Source organism: Palleronia rufa (assembly GCF_000743715.1).
Lineage (GTDB): Bacteria > Pseudomonadota > Alphaproteobacteria > Rhodobacterales > Rhodobacteraceae > Palleronia > Palleronia rufa.
Genome location: NZ_JQEY01000003.1, coordinates 174,110 through 195,893, shown reverse-complemented (window position 1 = coordinate 195,893; position 21,784 = coordinate 174,110). Strand labels below are relative to the sequence as shown.

Sequence of the window (21,784 nt, the reverse complement as noted above, 5' to 3'; positions counted from 1 at the left end):
ACCACATGACCCGTATCACCGCCTTCTCAGCCCTTCTCGTGTTCCTCGCCGCCTGCCAGACCGGCGGGCCGACCGCCAGGGAGATCACCTCGGTCGATGAGCCGGAAACCATCGAAAATCCCAGCGACGGGTTCGACAACGAGATTGAAGCGGAGTGAGCCGGCCCGGCAGCCGCGGGGCCGCTCTTTCGCCGCGGCCGGTGAGCCTACATCCTGCTGACTGACCCTTCCGCGGCCCGATGCCGGTCTTGCCCCTTGCAGACCGGCATCGGGTTACGTGGCGCGATCGCCCCACCGGCCCTGACATGCCGCGCGCCCCGGAAATTCGCTTTGGCCCGCGGCCCGGCGGGTCAGAGCCCCAGCCGGTCCTGGACGATCCGGTTGACCGCCGCGGGATTGGCCTTGCCGCCCGTGGCCTTCATCACCTGACCCACGAACCAGCCGGCCAGCTTCGGATTGGCGCGGGCCTTCTCGACCTGAGCCGGGTTGGCGGCGATGACGTCGTCCACCGCCGCCTCTATCGCGCCGGTGTCGGTGACCTGGCGCATGCCGCGCTCGTCGACGATGGCCTCCGGGTCTCCGCCTTCCAGATAGACGATCTCGAACAGGTCCTTGGCGATCTTGCCGGAGATGTCCCCGGCCCTGATCAGCGCCACGATCCGGCCGAGCTGCGCTGCCGACAGCGGGCTGTCGCCGATGTCGCGATCGTCCTTCTTGAGCTGCCCGAAAAGCTCGTTGATGACCCAGTTGGCGCTGGCCTTGCCATCGCCGGACACCTGGGCGACCTGCTCGAAATAGGCGGCGTTCTCGACCTCGGCCGTCAGCACGTCGGCATCGTATTCCGTCATGCCGTAGTCGAGCACGAAGCGCGCCTTCTTCTCGTCGGGAAGCTCCGGCAGGGAGGTGGCGATGTCGTCCACCCAGGCCTGCTCGATCTCCAGCGGCAGCAGGTCGGGATCGGGGAAATAGCGGTAGTCGTGCGCCTCTTCCTTGGAGCGCATGGATCGCGTTTCGCTCTTGTCGGGATCGAACAGGCGGGTCTCCTGCACCACCGTGCCGCCGTCCTCCAGAATGGCGATCTGGCGCCGGGCCTCTACCTCTATGGCGGCCTGGATGAACCGGGTGGAGTTCATGTTCTTGATCTCGCACCGCGTGCCCAGATGGGCGAAATCGCCGCTTTCCTGGTAGCGCTCGTAATCGCCGGGGCGGCAGACCGACACGTTCACGTCGGCGCGCAGGTTGCCGTTCTGCATGTCGCCGTTGCAGGTGCCGAGGTAGCGCATGATCTGGCGCAGCTTCAGCACGTAGGCGGCGGCCTCCTCCGGCCCGCGGATGTCGGGGCGCGACACGATCTCCATCAGCGCCACCCCGGTGCGGTTGAGGTCCACGAAGGACAGGGCGGGGTCCATGTCGTGGATCGACTTGCCGGCATCCTGCTCCAGGTGGATGCGCTCGATCCGCACCCGGCGGGCGATGCCGGGGGCCATGTCCACGATCACCTCGCCCTCGCCCACGATGGGGTGGTAGAGCTGGCTGATCTGGTAGCCCTGCGGCAGATCGGGGTAGAAATAGTTCTTGCGGTCGAAGGCGGAGGTCAGGTTGATCGCGGCTTTCAGCCCCAGACCGGTCTTGACCGCCAGCGCCACGCAGCCCTCGTTGATGACCGGCAACATGCCGGGCATTCCGGCATCCACGAAGGCGACGTTGGCGTTCGGCTCCGCGCCGAAAAGCGTGGAGGCGCCCGAAAACAGCTTGGCCGCGCTTGCGACCTGGGCGTGGACTTCCAGCCCGATCACCAGTTCCCAGTCGTCTCGCGCGCCCTGGATCACCTTGGGCGCGGGCGGCTCATAGGTCAGGTCGAGCATGGCCGGACTCCTTCATTCGCGGGTGGCGGTGTCCTATCCCCGGCCGCGGGTGAGCGCAACGCCGCCGACTCCGCCGGCGGGGACTCGCCAGTCGGCCGCGAATCGGTCTAGGGGTCCGCTGCCGGCCGCATCGGAGCCGGCGCAACCGGCAAGTGAGAAAATGCGGCGACTGTTGCTTATCCTGGGCCTTCTTGGCCTTTCGGCCTGCGCCACTACCCCCAATGCGGCGCAGCCCGAAGAGCCGGAGACGCCGCCGGTGATGCGCTGGGATTTCCGGCCCGACAGCGCCCCCTGGACCGAAAGCACAATGGAGGCGCTGCAGACCTTCGGCGCGGGCCTGCCGGCGATGGTGCCCGCCGACTACGCCGAATGGTGCCCCGCCTACCCAGACCAGACGGCAGAGAACCGCGCCGCGTTCTGGGCCGGGCTGTTTTCCGCGCTGGCCAAGCACGAGAGCACCTGGCGGCCCGAGGCCGTGGGCGGCGGCGGGCTGTGGTACGGGCTGGTGCAGATCGACCCGCGGACCGCGCGCGCCTATGATTGCGAAGCGCAGTCCGGAGAGGCGCTGAAGAACCCCATCGCCAACCTGCGCTGCGGCGTGCGGATCGCGGCGCGGCAGGTGACCAAGCGCGGCACCATCGCCCGGGGGATGCGCGATTGGGGACCGTTCTATTCTGCCGCGAAGCGGGCCGAGATGTCGGCCTGGACACGGTCCCAGTCCTACTGCCGACCGCAGGCGTAATCCGCCGACGGGGCCGGGCGGGCCGTTGCGCCAGAGGCGCGGGGGCGGTTTACTGACGCGGATGCGACGCGCCCTCATCCTGCTTCTGGCGCTGCTGGCGGCCCAGCCTCTCTGGGCAGAGCCCCAGCGCCCCAGACCCCGCCCGGTGGCGGACCCGATCCCGGTGACGCGCTGGGATTTCCGCCCCGAGGGCGAGGACTGGAGCCGGGCCTCTCTCACCGCGCTGAAGTCCCATGGGCGCAGGCTGGTGGACTACACCCCCCGCGATGTCCGCCGCTGGTGTCCCGGCTATCCGCGCGCGTCCGGGACGGAGCGGCGGGCCTTCTGGGTCGGGTTCCTGTCGGCGCTTGCGAAATACGAAAGCACCTGGAAGCCCCGCGCCGTGGGCGGCGGCGGTCTGTGGTACGGCCTGCTGCAGATCCTGCCCTCGACCGCGCGGCAGTACGGCTGCGCCGCCGGAACCGGAGAGGCGCTGAAGGACGGCGCCGCCAATCTGTCCTGCGCGATCCGCATCATGGCCCGCACCGTGCCCCGCGACGGGGTGATTCACGCGCGCCAGCCGCGCTGGTCCGGGGTCTCGGCCGACTGGGGCCCGATGCGCTCGGCGGAAAAGCGCCAGGACATGCGGCGCTGGCTGCGGTCGCAGGAGTACTGCCAGATCGGCGTCAGCCCGCGCCCGCAGCCGCGACCGGCGCCCCGGACCCTTGTGTCCGGCCCCTACCGCGCGCCGCTGGTGCCGTTGCAGCGGCCCGAGGCGGGGCTGCGCGGCGGCCGCGCGCCGGCGTCGAACCTGGCAGAGACCTCGGACGCGCGGGACGACGACGATGTGCTCGGCGACGATCCGGGACGCCCGGCCCCTGTGTCCGGGGGTCAGTAGGGGCGGGCGGACCAGCTGGGGCGCTTGGTCATGTCGAGAAGCGACACTTCGGGCGCGTGGCGTCCGCCCAGCGCCAGGGTGGCGCGGCGCATCACGTCGATGGCGTCCTCCGCATCCGCCGACAGCGCCTTGGGCGAGATCGGATCCCCGACGCTGATGCGGTAGGGCTGGCGCGCCTTGTTCAACGTCTCATGGAACAGGGTGATGTCGCGCAAGGACGGGTGGATCAGGTCGAAGATGTAGAACAGCGCGGAGTTGCGGGCGCGGATGTTGATGGGGATCACCGGAACGTCGAACTTGCGCGCGATCATCGCCGCAGAGGTCATCCAGGGCCGTTCGTACAGGCGCAGACCGCGCCTCTTGGCCAGGCGGCCGGAAGGGAAGATGATGCCCAGCCGGTCGTTGCTGAGCGCTTCGCGGGTATAGGCCATCGTCTCGCGCGTTTTGGAATGGCTGCGCTTGTCCTGGCGCCATTCGACCGGCGCGATCATCGACTCCAGCTGCGGGACGACCCGCAGGATGTCGGAATTGGCATAGAAGAAAAGATCCGGGCGGATCGGCGCCAGCAGCGACCACAGGATGATGCCGTCCGCGATGCCGGTGGGATGGTTGCACACGATCAGCGCCCCGCCCGCCCGGGGAATGCGGTCCAGGCCGGTCACCTCGACCTCTTGGGCCAGCATCCGGCCCATCCGGTCCATGATCCGGGGTCCGGACCAGCTTTCCATCTCCCGGGCCAGGGCGATGGTGCGGTCGTAGCTGAGCATCCGGTTGAGCACCGCCCGGATGCCGGAAACCACCGGATTCGGGCGTTCGAGCCATCCGGCCCGTTCGACGATCTGCTCGTCTATCCGCTCTTTCATCCCCATGGGTGCCTCGGGACATGACGCATATCATGTTGAAATGGCCCGAGGACCACCGAAAGGCAAGGCACGGCATACGGAATCGGGCGGCTGGGCAGCGACCCGCCCATCGCCGCCCGGGCGGCCGTCACGCGGCCCGGCCTTCGGACGCCGCGCGTGTCACGGCGTCCACGATGGCCCTGACGAAGGCGGGCAGGTCGCCGGGGTTGCGGCTGGTGATGACGTTGCCGTCGGTCACCACCTCTTCGTCCACCACGTCGGCGCCGGCGTTCTTCAGATCCGTGCGGATCGAGTTAAACGAGGTCATGCGCCGTCCCTCGACCACGCCAGCCTCGATCAGCAGCCACGGCGCGTGGCAGATGGCGGCGACCGGTTTGCCGCTGTCCGCGAAGGCGCGGATCTTGTCCACCACCGCGGGCATGGCGCGCAGCAGGTCGGGGTTGATCTGGCCGCCCGGCAGCACGAGCGCGTCGAAATCGGCGATGTCGATATCCTCGATCCTGGCGTCGGCCGCGGTGACGTCGCCCCAGTCGTCGCCGTCCCATCCCCTGATGGAGGATCCGTCCGGCGTGGCGACGGTCACGGTGGCGCCGGCGTCGGTCAGGTCGTTCTTGGGCGTGGTCAGTTCGGATTGCTCGAACCCGTCGGTGGCGAAGATCGCGATTCTGGCGGTGTCTATACGGTCCATGGGATGCATCCTTTCACTCTGTAACATGTCGGTTGATCCTGGGGGCGAAACGGCGCGGGGCGCGGCGGGTTCCGCGGGGCGGCCGCATGTCTCAGGCCGCGCGCGGGTCCGTGTAGGGTCAGCGTCCCCCGCGCCGGCGTCGCCGGTTCCGCCTCAGCCCGCGGAGGCGCCAAGGATGCGCGACACCATTTCGGCGGTGTCGCGGCTGAGGCCGGGCGTGTCGGCGATGCGCTCCAGCGCCCGGGACGCCCTGTCCCGGCGGCCGGTATCGTAGCGGCGCCAGGTCTCGAACATGGTGGTCATCCGGGCGGCGGTCTGCGGGTTCAGCGGATCGAGCCGGATCAGCCAGTCCGCGACCAGATCGTAGCCGCTGCCGTCGGGGGCGTGAAAGGCCGCGTGATTGGTCCCCAGCGCGCCGATGACGGCACGGAACCGGTTCGGGGTCTTCCAGTCGAAGGCCGGATGGCCGGTCAGACGGGCGGCGACGGCCGCGCCCGTGTCGCCCGGCGCCGCGGTGATCTGGAGCGAGAACCACTTGTCCAGCACCAGCCGGTCCCCCTGCCAGCGGTCGTGGAAGGCCGCGGCCTGGTCATCGCCTGCGCCGATGCGCAGAAGGGCGGCAAGTGCCGCGATGCTGTCGGTCATGTTGTCGGCGGCCGCGAACTGCGCCCGCGCCCGCGCGCCCCCGTCCCGGCGGGTCAGCAGCGACAGGCAGGCGTTGCGCAGCGCGCGCCGCCCGGCCGGTTCCGCGCCGGGGCTGTAGGGGCCGGCGACGGCCATCCGGTCGAAAAGATCGGTCAGCACGGGCTTTAGCTCATCGGCCATGGCGGTTTGGAGTGCTGTCCGGGCCGCGTCGATGGCCGCGGGGTCGGGGACGGTGCCGCGGTCCGACAGGGCCTGCGCCAGGTCGTCCGCCGACGGCAGCCCCAGCACCAGCGCGCGAAACGCCGGATCCAGCGTGCCATCCGTCAGCACCGGCGCCAGCGCGTCGATATGGGCGGGGTCCGGGGCGGCTCCGTCCGCGACCATCCCCAGCAGGGAGTCGCGTGCCAGGATGCGGCCCTGCTCCCATTTGCAGAACGGATCGGTGTCATGGGCCAGAAGGAGCGCGCGGTCGGCACGCGACAGCGTCTGGGTCAGGATCACCGGGGCGGAGAAGCCCCGCAGGACCGACGGCACCGCCGCCTCTGCCCCGACCTCCAGCCGCAATTCCTGGCGCGGCTCCGTCAGCTCGACCACCTGGCTCGGCACAAGCTCGGCGCCGTCCGCGCCGATCACGCCAAGCTCCAGGGGGATGAGATGCGGGGCCTTCGCGTCCTGTCCCGGCGTGGCCGGGATCTCCTGGCGGACCTCCAGCACCATGGTGCCGCCCTCCATCCGGTGGGCGACATGGACCCTGGGCGTTCCGGCCTGGTGATACCACAGGGCGAACTGCGCCAGGTCCCGGCCGGTCGTGTCCTCGAACACCTTCAGCCAGTCCTGGATCGTGCAGGCCTGCCCGTCATGACGGAGGAAATAGAGGTCACACCCGGCGCGATAGGCGTCGTCCCCGATCAGACGCTTGAGCATGCCGATGATCTCGGCGCCTTTCTCGTAAACCGTCGCGGTGTAGAAGTTGTTGATCTCTATGTAGGATTTCGGCAACACCGGATGCGCCAGCGGCCCTGCGTCCTCACGGAACTGGCGGGCGCGGAGCATCTGCACGTCCTCGATCCGCTTGACCGCGCCGGACCGCGCATCCCCGGAGAACTGCTGGTCCCGGAACACGGTCAGCCCCTCCTTGAGGCAGAGCTGGAACCAGTCGCGGCAGGTGATGCGGTTGCCGGTCCAGTTGTGGAAATACTCATGCGCGACGATCGCCTCGATCCGGGCGTAATCGGCATCCGTGGCCGTTTCCGGCGAGGCGAGGACGTAGCGGGCGTTGAAGATGTTCAGCCCCTTGTTTTCCATCGCCCCCATGTTGAAGTCGTCCACCGCGACGATGTTGAACACGTCCAGATCGTAGGCGCGGCCGTACTCCGTCTCGTCCCAGCGCATGGCGCGCTTCAGCGCGTCCATGGCGTAGGCGCAACGGTCCTGGTCCCCGGCGCGGACCCAGATGTTCAGCGTGACGTCCCGACCGTCCATGGTGGTGAACCGGTCCGACCGGGCGACCAGATCGCCCGCGACCAGCGCAAAGAGATAGGCGGGCTTCTTCCACGGGTCGTGCCAGACGGCGTGGCCGCCGCCGGTCCGGACCGCGTCGCCGTTGGACAAAAGCACCGGCAGGTCGCTGTCGATGCGCACGTGGAAGGGCGCCATGACGTCGGGGCGGTCGGGATAATAGGTGATCTTGCGGAAGCCCTCGGCTTCGCACTGGGTGCAGTAGAGCCCGCCCGACATGTAGAGCCCGTCGAGCGCGGTGTTCTCCTCCGGCGCGATCTCCACCTCCGCCTCCCAGGTGAAGCTGTCCGGCGCCGCGATCTCCAGGCCCGTGTCCGTCAGGCGGGGCGTCACGGGGGCGCCGTCGATCCATGCGCCGATCAGCCGCAGCCCTTCGCCGTCCAGCGCCAGGGGGCCGCCCGAACCGTCCGGATTGCGCCGGAACGCGATGCGCGACAGCACGCGCGTGGCCTTTGGATGCAGGCGGAACGTCAGATCGACGTGATCGACCAGATAGGCCGGCGGCCTGTAGTCCGACAGGCGGATCGCGCGCGGCTGGGCATCTTTCATCGAAACCTCCTGGGGGTCGTGGCGAACCTTGTGCCGCCGTCTTACGTTATCGGCATGAATGCCCGGAACCGGGCAGATCGCACAGCCGAAAGGAACGACATGTCAGCGCCCGAGACGAATGTGAAGAAGCAGGAAAAGCAGCACAAGGTGCCGCTGGTCGGAATGGTGTGGACGGTGGTCTGGTCTGCGGTCCTGCTGATCGGCCTGCTGGTCTGGCTCAGCTTCTCCGGCAATGAGCCCGGCAACGACAAACCCATCGGCGAGGAACAGGGCGGAACGGGTGCCGCGACAAGCACGCAGTGACGCGCCCGCCCCGCGGGTCCGCAAGGCAGACCTGCCCAGCAAGACCTGCGCCGTTTGCGGACATCCGTTTTCATGGAGAAAGAAGTGGCGGACGGACTGGGACCGTGTGAAGTACTGCAGCGCAAAATGCCGCAGCCGCGGGACAAGGGAGACGACGACATGACCGAACGGGTTGAGCGCGGGGGGCTGCGGGTGGCCGCCCCCCTGGCGGAATTCGTGGAAAAAGAGGCTCTTGAGGGGCTGGATCTGACCGCCGAGGCGGTCTGGTCCGGGCTTTCGGGGATCCTGCACGACATGGGCCCGGAAAATGCCGCGCTGCTGTCGGCCCGCGCGGATCTGCAGGAAAAGATCGACGCCTGGCACAGGGACCGGCCCGGCCCGGTCGCAGATGGCGACGCCTATCGGGACTTTCTCCGCGAAATCGGCTATCTGGTCGAGGAGGGCCCCGACTTCGCCATCGAGACCGGCCGGACCGATCCGGAGATTGCCGACATCCCGGGTCCGCAGCTCGTGGTGCCGATCATGAACGCCCGCTATGCGCTCAATGCCGCGAACGCGCGCTGGGGATCGCTCTATGACGCGCTCTACGGCACGGATGCGCTGGGCGACGCCCCCCAAGGAACGGAGTACGACCCCGCGCGGGGCAACCGCGTCATCGCCCGCGCCAAGACGTTCCTCGACACGCATTTTCCGCTTGCGTCCGGCAGCCACGAGATGGCCGTCGGATACCGCATCGGAGCGCAGGGCCTGGAGGCGCTGATCCTCAACGGCGAGGACTGGCGCACGGCCGACGCCACCCGCAAGAGCGACAAGGCGCGGCCGTCCGGCGACACGCCGCGGGTCGAGCACGCGCTGCCCCTCGACCGGCCCGAGACCTTCGTCGGGTTCCGCGGCGACAGGGATGCACCGACCGAAATCGTGCTCAAGAACAACGGGCTGCACGTCATTCTTGTGATCGACAGGGAGCACCGGATCGGCAAGCGGGACGCGGCCGGACTGGCCGATGTCGAGATCGAAAGCGCCATTTCCGCGATCATGGACTGTGAGGATTCCGTCGCCGCCGTCGATGCGCAGGACAAGGCGCTGGCCTATCGCAACTGGCTTGGCCTCATGCGGGGCGATCTGTCCGAGGAAATCGCAAAGGGCGGTGAGACCTTCACCCGCAGCCTGCATGGCGACCGGGAGTTCACCGCCCCCGACGGCGGCGCGCTGCGGCTCAAGGGCCGGGCGCTGATGCTGGTGCGCAATGTCGGCCATCTGATGACCACGCCCGCGATCCTGGACCGCGACGGAAACGAGGTGTTCGAGGGGTTGCTGGACGGCGTGATGACCTGTCTCCTCGCGCTCCACGACCTGAACCGGGAGGGCGGCAATTCGCAGACCGGTTCGATCTACGTGGTCAAGCCGAAGATGCACGGACCCCAGGAGGTCGCCTTCAGCGACCGTCTCTTCGCGCGGGTCGAGGACATGCTGGGCCTGCCCGCCGGGACCGTGAAGATCGGCATCATGGATGAGGAACGCCGCACCTCCGCCAATCTCAAGGAATGCATCCGCGCCGCGAAGGGCCGGGTGGCCTTTATCAACACCGGTTTCCTGGACCGCACCGGCGATGAGATCCACACCTCGATGGAGGCCGGTCCGATGGTGCGCAAGGGAGAGATGAAGAACTCTGCCTGGATCCGCGCCTATGAGGATCGCAACGTGGACATCGGGCTGGCCTGCGGGCTGCGCGGCCGCGCGCAGATCGGCAAGGGCATGTGGGCCATGCCGGACCGGATGGCGGAGATGCTGGAACAGAAGATCGGCCATCCGAAGGCGGGCGCCAACTGTGCCTGGGTGCCGTCGCCCACTGCGGCGACGCTGCATGCGCTGCACTACCATGAGGTGGACGTGCTGTCGGTTCAGCAGGAACTGGCGCGCGGCGGGCCGCGCGCGTCGCTTGACGACCTGCTGACGCTGCCGCTGGCGCAGGCCGACTGGGGCGATGCGGAGATCGACGAGGAGATCGAGAACAACGCACAGGGGATCCTGGGCTATGTGGTGCGCTGGGTGAACCACGGGATCGGCTGCTCGAAGGTGCCGGACATCCACGACGTCGGGCTGATGGAGGACCGCGCGACCTGCCGCATCTCCAGCCAGGCCCTGGCGAACTGGCTGCACCACGGCGTCGTCTCCCGCGACCGGGTGATGGAGACCATGCGCAAGATGGCCGAGGTTGTGGACCGCCAGAACGACGGCGATCCGGCCTATGCCCCGATGGCGCCGGGCTTCGACGGTCCGGCCTTCAGGGCGGCCTGCGATCTGGTCCTTGAGGGGCGCGAGCAGCCTTCGGGCTATACCGAACCGGTCCTGCACGCGCGCCGCCGCGAGAAAAAGGAGATGACCCAATGACCCTCACGCTCGACGTCGCCCGCGCCGCGATCCGCGCCACGTTCGACGCCGGGGCGGAGGCGGGACTGAAACCGCTTTCGGCCATCGTGCTGGATGCCGGCGGCCATGTCCTGGCCTTCGAGCGGCAGGACGGCGCGTCGCCCGGCCGCTTCGCCATCGCGCATGGCAAGGCCTACGGCGCGGTGATGCTGGGGATGCCCGGTTCCGCCCAGATGCAGCGGGCCGAAGAGCAGCACTACTTCATGACCGCCGCCAACGGGGCCTTCGGGGGCGCGGTGATCCCGGTCCCGGGCGGGATCCTGATCAGCGAAGCCGGCGCGGTGATCGGCGCGCTGGGCGTGACCGGCGACACGTCGGACAACGACGCCGCGGCCGGGATGAAGGGGCTGGAGGCCGCCGGCCTGACCGGCGCCGCCTGACGGTCGCAACCGCTCTGCGGCAATCGCCGGGCGCGACGCGGTTGCCTACCGGGGTGGGCGGGCACTAGATAGGGGCTATTCGCAACAAAGGATGACCCCATGCCCCGCCCGGTTGTCGGCATCATCGGCAATTATCATCTGGTGAACGACACCTATGAGATTCACGGCGGAGGCCGCATGAACTCGGAGGCGGTGGCGCAGGTGGCGGGGGCGGTGCCGCTGATCGTGCCGTCGGACCCGGCGCTGGTGTCGGTCGAGGATCTGATGCAGACCTGCGACGGGTTCCTGTTCACCGGCGGCCGGCCCAACGTCCATCCCGAGGAATACGGCCATGGCGAGACCGAGGCCCACGGCACCTTCGACCGGCCCCGCGACCGCGTTGCCCTGCCGCTCATCCGTAGCCTGACAGAGCGCGGCCAGCCGTTTCTGGCGATCTGCCGGGGCTATCAGGAGGTCGCGGTCGCCTTCGGGTCGGTACTGCACCCCGAGATCCGCGACCTGCCGGGGCGGCTCAACCACCGGATGCCGCCCGACGGTACGATCGCGGAGAAATTCGCCCTCCGCCATGAGGTGACCTTTTCCGAGGGCGGCCCGTTCCATCGGCTCATGGGCGCGCAGCGGGTGATGACCAACACGCTGCACGGGCAGGGTGTGATGGCCCCCGGTCCGCGCTTCGCGATCGACGGGTGGGCGCCGGACGGCACGCCGGAGGCCGCCTATATCGCCGATGCGCCGGGGTTCACCCTGTCGGTCCAGTGGCACCCCGAATACGATGCCGCGCGGGATCCGGTCTCGCGCGCGCTGTTCGGCGCCTTCGGCGCGGCCCTGCGCGACTGGGCCGACGGCGCCGCCCGCGTGCCCACCCGCGCCATCGCGTGACCGGAGCCGCATCGGGCTGCCCGCCCGGGCGTCACGTGTTGCCCGGATCGGCGCTCGGCCCGGCGCCGCCGGTCCCGCCGGGGCCCGTGTCATCCTGCGTGTCCGCGGGGCCGTCGTCACCGCCGCCGCCGTCCGCGGGGTCATCGTCCGCCTCCGCACCGGCGCCTTGGGCCGTTTCGGCGGCGGGACGGGGCCGGGGTTTCGGGGTATGGTCGATCGCCTCGCCCGACAGATCTGCGGGCAGGTCGGGCGCGGGGATGTCGGGCGGGGCGGCCGCGGGCGGCAGCGGATCGGCCGCGACCGGACCGCCCCGGGCCGGTTCTCCGAACACCTCCGTGGCATAGCTGCGCACCGCGTCGATCACCGCCATGTCGGGATCCTGCCGGCAGCGCAGCGCCACGCCGGCCACCACATCCGCCGGGTCCGCCGTGGACAGGGTCGCGCCGTCCACGGGCGTCTGGCCGGCGTCCACGCGGCCGACCATGTAGCCCAGCGCCCAGTCGCCCACCTGCCCCAGATAGGGTGCATTCCGCGCCCCGGCGAGCTGGGCGCAGACCATCCGCCCGACACCGCCCAGCCGGGTGTCGTCGCCCTCCTGCGCCATGGCCGGGACCGCCGCCGCCGCCCACGCAAGCCCGCACATCAGCACGATCGGACGCATGGGGAACCTCCTGCGGGCCGCGGCGCACGCAGCGCCCCCGCGCTGCATCGTGCAGATAGCGCGCGTGCCGGGTCCGGCGATCCAGTCCGTCCGGGGGCCAGCCGCCGACCCGATCGATCGCGCAACGCGGCGCGGCACCCGAGGGGATGGCGCAGAGCCGCGACACGCCCGGCGATCCCATCGCGCGGCGCCTGCGTCACGTCACCGCCTGCCTCCGGCGGAAGGCGGGATCGTCCCAGAGACCGCGGTCCATGATCCGGGCCAGGGTCTCCACGCAGCGGTCGATTTCGGCCAAGCCGATATAGAGCGGGGTGATCCCGAACCGCAGGATGTCCGGCGCCCGGAAGTCGCCGATCACGCCGTCGGCGATCAGCGCCTGCATGATGGCGTAGCCCTGCGGATGGCGGAACGACACCTGGCTGCCCCGCGCCGCATCGTCGCCGGGCGAGGCGAGGACCAGCGCCGGGCAGGCCGCGCCGACCCCGTCGATGAGCCGGCGCGACAGGTCCACGGACCGGGCGCGCACATCGTGGATCGAGGCGATGTCCCAGACATCCAGCGCGGCGTCGAGCGCGGCCATCTGCAGGACCGGCGGCGTGCCGATGCGGAACCGCTTTGCGGCGGCGGCGGGGCGGTACTGCGGGTCGAAGTCGAACGGCGCCGCGTGGCCAAGCCAGCCGGGCAGGGCGGGGTCGATGCGGTGCGCGATCTGCGGGCCGACATGCAGGAAGGCGGGGCCGCCGGGGCCGGAATTGAGATACTTGTACGTGCAGCCGACCGCGAAATCGGCGCCGCAGGCGGTCACGTCCACCGGCAGCGCCCCGGCGGAATGGGCCAGATCCCAGACCGTGATTATGCCGTTCCGGCGCGCTCTGTCGCCCAGCCGGGCCATGTCATGGCGGCGTCCCGTGCGGTAGTCCACCTCTGTCAGCAGGAGCACGGCGATGTCGTCGGACAGGTGGGACTCGACCTCCTCCGGCGCAACGACACGCAGGGCATGGCCGGCGTCGAGCGTCCGGACCAGCCCCTGCGCCATGTAAAGATCGGTCGGGAAGTTACCGGTATCGCTGAGGATCACGCGACGGTCGGTCAGCGACAGTGCGGCCGCCAGCGCCTGGTGCACCTTGATCGACAGGGTGTCGCCCAGCGTGACGGTGCCCGGCGCCGCGCCGATCAGCGGCGCGATCCGGTCGCCCAGGCGCTCCGGCCAGTCCATCCATCCCGCACTGTTCCAGGCGCCGATCAGATCGCCACCCCATTCGCGCGTCATCGTCCGCGCCACCCGGTCCGGCACGGCGCGTGCCAGCGGCCCCAGGGAGTTGCCGTCGAGATAGGCGATCCCGTCGGGCAGGTCGAACAGCGCCCGCGTGGCGGCGAAGTCGGTCACGCCGCCTGGCCGCCCGCGATCTCTATGGTCTGCCCGTTCACGGAGCCGGAGGCCGGATCGCAGAGCCACAGCGCCGCGGCGCCGACCTCCGAGGCGTCGATCAGCCGCTTGTGGCGGTTCTGCGAAACCATCATTTGCAGCGCCTCCTCATCCGTCACCCCGGCGCGGTCGCGGATGGCGTTGACGTTCCGGGTCACGATGTCGGTGTCCACATAGGCCGGGCAGATGGCGTTGAAGGTCACCGGCTTGCCCAGGAAATCCTCACTCAGGGCGCGGATCAGGCCGATGACGCCATGCTTGGAGGCGGAGTAGGCCGGCGCGCCCTTCAGACCGCGCACCCCCGCGATGGAGCTGACCGCGATGACCCGTCCGTAGTCCAGCGCGGCCATGCTGCGCAGGCTTTCGCGGATGGTCAGAAACGCGCCGTCGAGATTGGTCGCCATGATATGCCGCCAGAAGGTCAGGTCTGTCTTGAGCAGGTTGCGCCCCTCGGCCACGCCGGCGTTGGCGACGCAGATGGCCATCGGCCCGCGCGCGGCGACGGCCCCGGCGATGCCGTCGGCGACAGACGATTCGTCCGTCACGTCCATGGCCAGGGGATGCAGCCGCGGGTCGCCCGCCGCGGCCTCTTCCAGCCGCGACAGGGTGCGCCCGGTGATCGTCACGTCGGCCCCGGCGCCGGCCAGGGACCGCGCGATGGCCAGGCCGATGCCCGACCCTCCTCCGGTGACGATGGCGTGTCGTGCGTTGAGATCGGTCATGGCCCCTCCCGTTCCGTTTGCGCTAGGGTGGCCGCGACGCGGAGGGGATGCAATGGGCTGGACACGTTGGGCCGACCTGCCGCCGGTCTGGACGGCGGCGCATCTGGCCGCGCTGTGGCTGGGGCGCGGTCTGGGCCCGCGCCTGGACGGACCGGTCTGGGACGGGGTGGGGGCTGCGCTGGCGGTTCTGGGCCTGGCGCTCATGGTCTGGGCGGTGGCGGTCATGGCCCGGCACCGGACCACGGTGATCCCGCATCGCGTGCCGGACGCGCTGGTGACCACCGGACCCTTCGCGTTCAGCCGCAATCCGATCTACCTGGGCGACGTACTGGTGCTGGGCGGCGCGGTGTTCTGGGCCGGAACGGTCTGGGGCGTGCTGCTGATCCCGTCCCTGGTGGCGATCCTCACGCGCCGATTTATCTTACCCGAGGAAGCGCGTCTCCGCGCCGGTTTCGGCGCGGGGTTCTGCCGCTGGCGCGCCGGGGTCAGGCGATGGGTCTGAGCCGTCCGGCGCGCTTGCGAAACAATATTGCGCAGGATATGCGCTGAGAGACCGGAAACAGGGGGACGGACGCCATGAAATTTGGGGTCGTGAAAGAAAGCCAGGAAACGGAGGCGCGGGTTGCGCTCACCCCGGCCTCGGCCGAGCAGATCCGCAAGCTCGGCCATGAGATCGTGGTGGAGGCCGGCGCCGGGGCCAGGGCCGACATCTCCGACGATCTCTACCGCGAGGCGGGCGTCGAGGTTCTGGACAGCGCCGAGAAGGTGTTCGAGGTCTCCGACATCATCGGCAAGGTCCGCCCGCCCACCGAAGCGGAGGTGGAGCGCCTGCGCGAGGGGCAGACGCTGATCTCGTTCTTCTACCCGGCCGAGAACGAGGCGCTGCTGAAGACCGCCGCCGACAAGGGCGCCACGCTGGTCGCCATGGACATGGTGCCCCGGATCAGCCGGGCGCAGAAGATGGACGCGCTGTCGTCCATGGCCAATATCGCCGGCTACCGCGCGGTGATCGAGGCGGCGAACAATTTCGGGCGGTTCATGACCGGGCAGATCACCGCCGCGGGCAAGGTGCCGCCGGCCAAGATCCTGGTCGTGGGCGCCGGCGTCGCCGGTCTGGCGGCGATCGGCGCGGCCACCTCCCTCGGGGCCATCACATACGCGTTCGACGTCCGCCCCGAGGTCGCCGAGCAGGTCGAGAGCATGGGCGCCGAGTTCGTCTATCTCGACTTCGAGGGCGAGCAGGAGGAAGGCTCCGGCGGCTACGCCGCCCCGTCCAGCCCCGAGTTCCGCGAGGCGCAGCTTGCGAAGTTCCGTGAGATCGCGCCGGACATGGATATTGTCATCACCACGGCGCTGATCCCGAACCGGGAGGCGCCCGAGCTGTGGACCGAGGACATGGTCAAGGCGATGAAGCCCGGCTCGGTGATCGTGGACCTGGCCGCCGAGAAGGGCGGCAACTGCAAGCTGACCGTGAAGGACGAGAAGATCGTCACCGACAACGGCGTGACGATCATCGGCTACACGGATTTCCCCAGCCGGATGGCCAAGCAGTCCTCGACCCTCTACGCGACCAATATCAGGCACTTCCTGACCGACCTGACGCCCGAGAAGGACGGTCAGGTGAACCACGACATGGACGACCAGGTGATCCGCGGCGCGACAGTCGCGCATGGCGGAGAGGTGACCTGGCCGCCGCCAAAGACGGAAAGCCCGTCTCCGCAGAAGCCGCGGCAGGAGAAGAAGAAGGAAAAGACCCGCGAGGAGAAGCACGCCGAGGAAAAGGCCGCCTTCGCCAGGCAGACCCGCGGCCAGATCGGGCTTCTGGCCGTGGGGGCGGTGGTGATGCTGCTGATCGGCTCGGTCGCGCCGGAAAGCTTCATGAGCCATTTCATCGTCTTCGCGCTGGCCTGCTTCGTCGGCTTTCAGGTCATCTGGGGCGTGGCGCACAGCCTGCACACGCCGCTGATGGCCGTGACCAACGCGATTTCCGGCATCATCATTCTGGGCGCGCTGCTGCAGGTGGGCGCCGGCAACTGGCTGGTGGTGATCCTGTCGTTCGTGGCCATTCTCATCGCCAGCATCAACATCGTCGGCGGCTTTCTGGTGACGCGCCGGATGCTGTCGATGTTCGTGAAATCCTAAGGGAGCGGGACATATGATCGAACTGGGACTCCAGTCGGCGGCCTATATCGTCGCCACGATCCTCTTCATCCTGGCCCTGGGCGGCCTCAAGGACGAGGAAAGCGCCAAGCGCGCCATCTGGTACGGCATCGTCGGCATGGCCCTGGCGGTGCTGGCCACGGTGTTCGGCCCCGGCGTGCAAAACATCGCGCTGATCCTGATCGCGGTCGCCATCGGCGCGGCGGCGGGCTGGTACATCGCCGGCAAGGTCCAGATGACCGAGATGCCGCAACTGGTCGCGGCGCTGCATTCCTTCGTCGGCCTGGCGGCGGTGTTCATCGGGCTGAACGCCGACCTGATGCTGGGCGCGGTGCAGCAGATGCAGGCGCAGGGCATCGGCCTTGCGGAGGCCGACCTGACCGGCTTCGGGGAAAAGCTGTGGGAAAAGGACGCGGTCGAGATCGCGATCCTCAAGGTAGAGGTCTTTCTGGGCATCTTCATCGGGGCCGTGACCTTCACCGGGTCCGTGATCGCCTTCGGCAAGCTGGCCGGCAAGGTCGACGGCAAGGCCACCAAGCTGCCGGGCGGCCATGTCCTGAATGCGGGCGCGCTGGCGCTCTGCATCCTGCTGGGCATCCTCTACTTCAACGGCGCGGGGATCTGGACGATCTTCCTGGTGGCGATCATCGCGGGGTTCATCGGCTACCACCTGATCATGGGGATCGGCGGCGCCGACATGCCCGTGGTGGTGTCGATGCTCAACAGCTACTCGGGCTGGGCCGCGGCGGCGATCGGATTCACCCTGGGCAACGACCTGCTGATCGTCACCGGCGCGCTGGTGGGATCGTCGGGCGCGATCCTCAGCTACATCATGTGCAAGGCCATGAACCGGCAGTTCGTCAGCGTCATCCTGGGCGGCTTCGGCTCCGGCGGCGGCGCGCAGCAGGAGGTCGAGGGCGAGATGGTCGCGATCGACGCCGACGGCGTGGCCGACGCGCTGAAGGAGGCCGACAGCGTGGTGATCGTGCCCGGCTACGGCATGGCCGTGGCCCAGGCGCAGCAGGCGGTGAGCGAGCTGACCCGGAAGCTGCGCGATGAGGGCAAGACGGTGCGTTTTGCGATCCACCCCGTGGCGGGCCGCCTTCCGGGCCACATGAACGTGCTGCTGGCAGAGGCCAAGGTGCCCTATGACATCGTGCTGGAGATGGACGAGATCAACGACGATTTCAAATCGACCGACGTGGTGATCGTCATCGGCTCGAACGACATCGTGAACCCGGCGGCGAACGACGATCCGAACTCTCCCATCGCCGGGATGCCGGTCCTGCACGTCTGGGAGGCCACCGATGTGTTCGTGTGCAAGCGCGGCTCCGGCACCGGCTATTCGGGGATCGAGAACCCGCTGTTCTACAAGGACAACACCCGGATGTTCTACGGCGACGCCAAGGAGAGCGTGAACGCGCTGATCCAGAAGCTCTGATCCGGGGAAACATCGCGGACCCGGCGCGCGACCGGTTGAAGTCGCGCGGCACGCGTCCGATAGGACGGGACCGGGTCGACAGCGGAGGGGACATGCGGATCGAGGACATGGCGACCGACACCCATGAGCGGGTTCTGCGCGTCACCGACGAGGGCTCCGGCCTGACCGGCTACATCGCCATCCATTCCACCACCTTGGGCCCGGCGGCCGGGGGACTCAGGATGCGGGTCTATGGCGACGAGGCGGCGGCGCTGGAGGACGTGCTGCGCCTGAGCCGGGGCATGACCTACAAGAACGCCGCCGCCGACCTGCCGCTGGGCGGCGGCAAGGCGGTGATCCTGGGCGATCCGGACGCCAAGACGCCCGCGCAGCTTCGCGCCATGGGGCGGGCTGTAGAATCGCTTGCCGGTCTCTATTGGACCGCCGAGGACATGGGCATGGCCCCCGGCGACATGGCCGAACTGGCGCGGGAAACGGGCTATGTGGCGGGCCTGGCCTCCGGCCGCCACGCCAGCGGCGATCCGTCCCCCGTCACCGCGCGGGGCGTGTTCGAGAGCCTGCGCGTCACCGCCCGCCACCGCTTCGGGTCGGACGATCTGTCGGGGCTGCGGATCGCCGTGCAGGGGCTGGGCCATGTGGGCCGGGCGCTGGCAGAGCTTCTGGCCGGGGCGGGCGCGCGCCTCATCGTGGCCGATCCCCGCGCGTCGGAGGTGGATCGCGCGGTGGCCGATCTGTCCGCCCGCTCCGCCGCGCCCGACGGCATCCTGGCCGTCGACGCGGACATCCTGGCCCCCTGCGCGGTGGGCGCGGTGCTGAACGCCGACACGGTCCCGGCCTTGCGCGTCGCCGCCGTCTGCGGGGCCGCGAACAACCAGCTGGCCGGCCCCGAGGACGCGGACCGGCTGCACCGCCGCGGCATCCTCTACGCGCCCGATTACATCGCCAATGCCGGCGGTATCGTCAACGTCGCCACCGAGATCCTGCGCATCGACGACGCGCCCGCCTTCGTGGCCGAAAAGCTCGATGCGCTGGGGCGGACGCTGGACCGGATCCTGACCCGCGCCGCCGCCGCGCGGACCAGCCCCCACCATCTGGCCGATGCCATCGTCGCCGAACGCATCCGCGCCGGATAGACCGCCCGTTTTTCGGGCAGGCGCGTGATTTCGCCGCGAAACCCCGCCCACCCCCCTGAAACCCGGACAGTCTTTCTATATGACAGGGGAACGCCGACCCAATCGGAGACACCCATGACCCAGAGCGACGCACCGGCCGAATACGTCTACGATCTTTTCGTGATCGGCGGCGGCATCAACGGCACCGGCATCGCCCGCGACGCGCAGGGCCGCGGGCTGAACGTCTGCCTGGCCGAGATGGGCGATCTGGCAGAGGCCACGTCCTCCAAATCCACCAAGCTGTTCCACGGCGGGCTGCGCTATCTGGAGTTCTTCGAGGTCGGCCTGGTCAAGAAGGCGCTGGTCGAGCGCGAGGTATTGCTGGAGGCGATGCCGCATATCTCCTGGCCGATGCGCTTCGTGCTGCCCTACAGCCCCGACATGCGGTTCGAGGGCGACACGCCGACATCGAAGCTGCTGAATACGGTCATGCCCTGGATGAAGGGGCGCCGGCCGGCGTGGCTGATCCGGCTGGGTCTGTTCATGTACGACAATCTCGGTGGGCGGAAGTATCTGGCCGGCACCAGCACGCTGGACCTGACCACCGCCCCCGAGGGCAAGCCGATCCGCGACCGCTTCAAGCTTGCCTATGAGTATTCCGACTGCTGGGTGGAGGATTCCCGCCTGGTCATGCTCAACGCGCGCGATGCCGAGGCGCGGGGCGCGCGCATCATGACCCGGACCAGGGTCGTGTCGGCCGAGCGCGAGGCCGGCGCGTGGACCGTCACAGTGAGCGACGTCGAGACCGGCGATACCCAGCGCATCCGCGCACGCGGGCTGGTCAACGCCGGCGGTCCGTGGGTCGAGGACGTGGTCAAGAGCACGATCCGGATCAACTCGACCGAAGGGGTGCGGCTGGTCCGGGGCAGCCACATCGTGGTGCCCAGCCTCTACGATCACGGCAAGGCGTATTTCTTCCAGGGTGAGGACGGTCGCATCATCTTCGCGATCCCCTACGAGACCGACTTCACCCTGATCGGCACCACCGACAAGGACCACGGCCACGACCCGTCGGTAAAGGCCGAATGCACGCCGGAGGAACAGCAGTACCTGTGCGATTTCGCCACCCAGTATTTCGAGAAGTCCGTCACCCGCGACGACATCGTCTGGACCTATTCCGGCGTGCGCCCGCTCTATGACGACGGGGCGAAATCGGCCACGGCGGCGACGCGGGACTACGTGCTGAGCGTGGAGGCCGGTCCGATGACCGACGGTCCGGTGGGGATGGAGCCGCCGCTGCTCAACGTGTTCGGCGGCAAGATCACCACCTATCGCAAGCTGGCCGAGCAGGCGCTGGCCAAGCTCAAGCCCTATTTTACCGACATGGGCGACGCCTGGACCGCGCGCGTGGCGCTCCCGGGCGGCGATTTTCCCGTGGATCAGGTGGCGGCCCGCACCGCAGAGCTGCGCTCCGCCTATCCGTTCCTGGGCGACTACCACGCCGCGCGCCTGTTCCGCGCCTATGGCACGGAGGCGCGGGAGATCCTGGGCGCGGCCGGCTCCCTGGAGGATCTGGGCCGCGACTTCGGCGGCACGCTGACCGAGGCCGAGGTGCGCTGGCAGATGAGCCGCGAATACGCCCGCCGCGCCGCCGACGTGGTCTGGCGCCGCACCAAGCTGGGCCTGCGGATGACCGAGGAGCAGATCGCGGCGCTGGACGAGTGGATGCAGGCCGAACGCGGCGCGGTCCAGGCGGCGGAATAGCCTCAGCCGTCCTCTGTGCAGGTGTCCGCCAGCGCCTCGGCATCCTCGGGCAGTCCCTGTTGGCGCAGGGTCGCGACCTGGGCCGCGCGGTCGGGCGCGTGACACGGGACGTAGGTGTTCATCTTCTCGGTCCAGGCGCAGGTCGCCGAGACGGTGTCGTGCAGCTGGTCCAGACCGACCGCGGCGCGGATCCGGTTCATGTCCCGGATGATGGCGCAGACGTCGCAGAGATCGAGCGGCGTCGCCCCGACGATGACCGCCACGCCGGCGAAGGGCATCACCTCGGCCGGCAGGCGCGCGTGTTGCGCGCGGCGGCGCGCGAGGTGCGCCGCGCAACCTGGGCGGAGGCCGAGCGCACCGCGCCCGCCGCCGCGCGGATCCGTCTCTCCTGCTGCTTCCGGCGCTCTTCTGCCTCCCCTCCGGCCGTCACGGCCAGCGCGAGGCGTCGCCCCGCGTCGTCCGGCATGTCCTGCAATCGGTCCTGCCCGGTCCGGGAGACGGCGATCAGCCGACCCGCATCCTCCAGCGCGCCGCGTGCCCGGTCGCGCTCGGCGCGCAGCCGGTCCAGGTCGCCCCGGAGCGCTTCGATCCGGTCTTCCAGGGCACGATGCCCCGCGGCCTCGACCACCGCACCGCCGAAAGGCGTGTCCCGGAGGGCGGCCAGCACCCGGCCGGCCATCGCCTCGGACGAGAACGACACCAGCACCGCCGCGATCCAGCTGTGGACAAGGACCGTTCCGGCCAGCGTCCCGACCTACAA

Annotated in this window: 22 protein-coding genes; 13 read left to right on the top strand and 9 right to left on the bottom strand. The window is 69.4% G+C overall.

From position 1 onward, the window contains the following. Nucleotides 1-5: 5 nt before the first annotated feature. The gene (locus KW83_RS20910; RefSeq protein WP_161785463.1) at nt 6-158 is read left to right on the top strand and encodes a hypothetical protein; all 153 of its coding nucleotides are present in this window, start codon (nt 6-8) and stop codon (nt 156-158) included. A 191-nt stretch (nt 159-349) separates the two neighbouring features. On the opposite strand, the gene gatB is transcribed toward KW83_RS20910, so the two are convergent. Then, entirely contained in the window at nt 350-1,864 is a 1,515-nt protein-coding gene (gene gatB, locus KW83_RS06740; protein WP_036176516.1) for an Asp-tRNA(Asn)/Glu-tRNA(Gln) amidotransferase subunit GatB, read from the bottom strand. A 160-nt stretch (nt 1,865-2,024) separates the two neighbouring features. Between gatB and KW83_RS06735 the strand changes: the two genes are divergently transcribed. Together KW83_RS06735 and KW83_RS06730 are read left to right on the top strand one after the other, a co-directional pair. After that, nucleotides 2,025-2,606 carry a transglycosylase SLT domain-containing protein gene (locus tag KW83_RS06735; RefSeq protein WP_036176513.1) on the top strand — a complete coding sequence of 194 codons (582 nt, stop codon included), beginning with the start codon at nt 2,025-2,027 and terminating at the stop codon, nt 2,604-2,606. Between the two features lie 61 nt (nt 2,607-2,667). Beyond that, a complete protein-coding gene (locus KW83_RS06730) occupies nt 2,668-3,483 on the top strand; it encodes a transglycosylase SLT domain-containing protein (protein WP_081904493.1) in 816 nt (271 codons plus the stop codon). Here KW83_RS06730 and KW83_RS06725 read toward each other — a convergent pair. From KW83_RS06725 to pepN, 3 genes are all read right to left on the bottom strand, one after another. Next, nucleotides 3,477-4,346: a lysophospholipid acyltransferase family protein gene (locus tag KW83_RS06725; RefSeq protein WP_081904506.1), complete on the bottom strand. Its 870-nt coding sequence runs from the start codon at nt 4,344-4,346 to the stop codon at nt 3,477-3,479. The two genes, KW83_RS06730 and KW83_RS06725, sit on opposite strands and share 7 nt — an antisense overlap. A gap of 127 nt (nt 4,347-4,473) precedes the next feature. Beyond that, nucleotides 4,474-5,034: a type 1 glutamine amidotransferase domain-containing protein gene (locus KW83_RS06720; protein WP_036176507.1), complete on the bottom strand. Its 561-nt coding sequence runs from the start codon at nt 5,032-5,034 to the stop codon at nt 4,474-4,476. Between the two features lie 153 nt (nt 5,035-5,187). Then, a complete protein-coding gene (gene pepN, locus KW83_RS06715) occupies nt 5,188-7,746 on the bottom strand; it encodes an aminopeptidase N (RefSeq protein ID WP_036176504.1) in 2,559 nt (852 codons plus the stop codon). A gap of 99 nt (nt 7,747-7,845) precedes the next feature. On the opposite strand from pepN, the gene KW83_RS20475 reads away from it, so the two are divergent. The 5 genes from KW83_RS20475 to KW83_RS06695 all read left to right on the top strand — a co-directional run bounded on the left by KW83_RS20475 (nt 7,846) and on the right by KW83_RS06695 (nt 11,738). Further along, nucleotides 7,846-8,049 carry a hypothetical protein gene (locus tag KW83_RS20475; protein ID WP_036176501.1) on the top strand — a complete coding sequence of 68 codons (204 nt, stop codon included), beginning with the start codon at nt 7,846-7,848 and terminating at the stop codon, nt 8,047-8,049. Next, the gene (locus KW83_RS19710) at nt 7,979-8,212 is read left to right on the top strand and encodes a DUF2256 domain-containing protein (RefSeq protein ID WP_081904491.1); all 234 of its coding nucleotides are present in this window, start codon (nt 7,979-7,981) and stop codon (nt 8,210-8,212) included. The genes KW83_RS20475 and KW83_RS19710 overlap by 71 nt, the downstream gene beginning before the upstream one ends. Beyond that, entirely contained in the window at nt 8,209-10,440 is a 2,232-nt protein-coding gene (locus tag KW83_RS06705) for a malate synthase G (protein ID WP_036176944.1), read from the top strand. Before KW83_RS19710 ends, KW83_RS06705 begins: the two co-directional genes overlap by 4 nt. Then, the gene (locus KW83_RS06700) at nt 10,437-10,859 is read left to right on the top strand and encodes a GlcG/HbpS family heme-binding protein (protein WP_036176490.1); all 423 of its coding nucleotides are present in this window, start codon (nt 10,437-10,439) and stop codon (nt 10,857-10,859) included. Before KW83_RS06705 ends, KW83_RS06700 begins: the two co-directional genes overlap by 4 nt. A 99-nt stretch (nt 10,860-10,958) precedes the next feature. Further along, nucleotides 10,959-11,738 carry a gamma-glutamyl-gamma-aminobutyrate hydrolase family protein gene (locus tag KW83_RS06695; protein ID WP_036176487.1) on the top strand — a complete coding sequence of 260 codons (780 nt, stop codon included), beginning with the start codon at nt 10,959-10,961 and terminating at the stop codon, nt 11,736-11,738. Between the two features lie 31 nt (nt 11,739-11,769). On the opposite strand, the gene KW83_RS06690 is transcribed toward KW83_RS06695, so the two are convergent. The 3 genes from KW83_RS06690 to KW83_RS06680 form a co-directional block, all read right to left on the bottom strand. Continuing rightward, complete coding sequence (locus tag KW83_RS06690) at nt 11,770-12,399, bottom strand: hypothetical protein (RefSeq protein ID WP_036176486.1); 630 nt, start codon at nt 12,397-12,399, stop codon at nt 11,770-11,772. Nucleotides 12,400-12,595: 196 nt separating this feature from the next. After that, entirely contained in the window at nt 12,596-13,786 is a 1,191-nt protein-coding gene (gene kynU, locus KW83_RS06685) for a kynureninase (protein ID WP_036176485.1), read from the bottom strand. Beyond that, on the bottom strand, nt 13,783-14,547 hold the full coding sequence (locus KW83_RS06680) for an SDR family NAD(P)-dependent oxidoreductase (protein WP_036176484.1): 765 nt from the start codon (nt 14,545-14,547) through the stop codon (nt 13,783-13,785). Before KW83_RS06680 ends, kynU begins: the two co-directional genes overlap by 4 nt. Nucleotides 14,548-14,599: 52 nt before the next feature. On the opposite strand from KW83_RS06680, the gene KW83_RS06675 reads away from it, so the two are divergent. From KW83_RS06675 to glpD, 5 genes are all read left to right on the top strand, one after another. Beyond that, nucleotides 14,600-15,049, top strand: coding sequence for a methyltransferase family protein (locus KW83_RS06675; protein WP_036176483.1), 450 nt, complete (start codon nt 14,600-14,602; stop codon nt 15,047-15,049). 74 nt (nt 15,050-15,123) lie between these two features. Then, nucleotides 15,124-16,689, top strand: a complete 1,566-nt coding sequence (locus KW83_RS06670; RefSeq protein WP_036176481.1) for a Re/Si-specific NAD(P)(+) transhydrogenase subunit alpha — start codon at nt 15,124-15,126, stop codon at nt 16,687-16,689. Between the two features lie 16 nt (nt 16,690-16,705). Beyond that, nucleotides 16,706-18,148: an NAD(P)(+) transhydrogenase (Re/Si-specific) subunit beta gene (locus tag KW83_RS06665; RefSeq protein ID WP_036176942.1), complete on the top strand. Its 1,443-nt coding sequence runs from the start codon at nt 16,706-16,708 to the stop codon at nt 18,146-18,148. Nucleotides 18,149-18,240: 92 nt separating this feature from the next. Then, entirely contained in the window at nt 18,241-19,281 is a 1,041-nt protein-coding gene (locus tag KW83_RS06660) for a Glu/Leu/Phe/Val family dehydrogenase (protein ID WP_036176478.1), read from the top strand. Between the two features lie 114 nt (nt 19,282-19,395). After that, nucleotides 19,396-21,024 carry a glycerol-3-phosphate dehydrogenase gene (glpD, locus tag KW83_RS06655; protein WP_036176474.1) on the top strand — a complete coding sequence of 543 codons (1,629 nt, stop codon included), beginning with the start codon at nt 19,396-19,398 and terminating at the stop codon, nt 21,022-21,024. A gap of 2 nt (nt 21,025-21,026) precedes the next feature. Here the strand turns inward: glpD and KW83_RS06650 are convergent, their stop codons facing one another. Continuing rightward, nucleotides 21,027-21,302, bottom strand: a complete 276-nt coding sequence (locus tag KW83_RS06650; RefSeq protein WP_036176472.1) for a hypothetical protein — start codon at nt 21,300-21,302, stop codon at nt 21,027-21,029. Next, nucleotides 21,302-21,730 (bottom strand): hypothetical protein, encoded by a 429-nt coding sequence (locus tag KW83_RS06645; protein WP_036176470.1) that lies wholly within the window; start codon nt 21,728-21,730, stop codon nt 21,302-21,304. The genes KW83_RS06650 and KW83_RS06645 overlap by 1 nt, the downstream gene beginning before the upstream one ends. Between the last annotated feature and the right edge of the window lie 54 nt (nt 21,731-21,784).

Coding starts and splice junctions, on each gene's coding strand:
- gatB (WP_036176516.1), bottom strand. CDS start 1,864: ATGCTCGACCTGACCTATGAGCCGCCCGCGCCCAAGGTGATCCAGGGC.
- KW83_RS06705 (WP_036176944.1), top strand. CDS start 8,209: ATGACCGAACGGGTTGAGCGCGGGGGGCTGCGGGTGGCCGCCCCCCTG.
- KW83_RS06735 (WP_036176513.1), top strand. CDS start 2,025: ATGCGGCGACTGTTGCTTATCCTGGGCCTTCTTGGCCTTTCGGCCTGC.
- KW83_RS06680 (WP_036176484.1), bottom strand. CDS start 14,547: ATGACCGATCTCAACGCACGACACGCCATCGTCACCGGAGGAGGGTCG.
- KW83_RS06650 (WP_036176472.1), bottom strand. CDS start 21,302: ATGCCCTTCGCCGGCGTGGCGGTCATCGTCGGGGCGACGCCGCTCGAT.
- KW83_RS06730 (WP_081904493.1), top strand. CDS start 2,668: ATGCGACGCGCCCTCATCCTGCTTCTGGCGCTGCTGGCGGCCCAGCCT.
- KW83_RS06720 (WP_036176507.1), bottom strand. CDS start 5,034: ATGGACCGTATAGACACCGCCAGAATCGCGATCTTCGCCACCGACGGG.
- pepN (WP_036176504.1), bottom strand. CDS start 7,746: ATGAAAGATGCCCAGCCGCGCGCGATCCGCCTGTCGGACTACAGGCCG.
- KW83_RS19710 (WP_081904491.1), top strand. CDS start 7,979: ATGAGCCCGGCAACGACAAACCCATCGGCGAGGAACAGGGCGGAACGG.
- glpD (WP_036176474.1), top strand. CDS start 19,396: ATGACCCAGAGCGACGCACCGGCCGAATACGTCTACGATCTTTTCGTG.
- KW83_RS20475 (WP_036176501.1), top strand. CDS start 7,846: ATGTCAGCGCCCGAGACGAATGTGAAGAAGCAGGAAAAGCAGCACAAG.
- KW83_RS06725 (WP_081904506.1), bottom strand. CDS start 4,346: ATGAAAGAGCGGATAGACGAGCAGATCGTCGAACGGGCCGGATGGCTC.
- KW83_RS06695 (WP_036176487.1), top strand. CDS start 10,959: ATGCCCCGCCCGGTTGTCGGCATCATCGGCAATTATCATCTGGTGAAC.
- KW83_RS20910 (WP_161785463.1), top strand. CDS start 6: ATGACCCGTATCACCGCCTTCTCAGCCCTTCTCGTGTTCCTCGCCGCC.
- KW83_RS06675 (WP_036176483.1), top strand. CDS start 14,600: ATGGGCTGGACACGTTGGGCCGACCTGCCGCCGGTCTGGACGGCGGCG.
- KW83_RS06670 (WP_036176481.1), top strand. CDS start 15,124: ATGAAATTTGGGGTCGTGAAAGAAAGCCAGGAAACGGAGGCGCGGGTT.
- KW83_RS06660 (WP_036176478.1), top strand. CDS start 18,241: ATGCGGATCGAGGACATGGCGACCGACACCCATGAGCGGGTTCTGCGC.
- KW83_RS06690 (WP_036176486.1), bottom strand. CDS start 12,399: ATGCGTCCGATCGTGCTGATGTGCGGGCTTGCGTGGGCGGCGGCGGCG.
- KW83_RS06700 (WP_036176490.1), top strand. CDS start 10,437: ATGACCCTCACGCTCGACGTCGCCCGCGCCGCGATCCGCGCCACGTTC.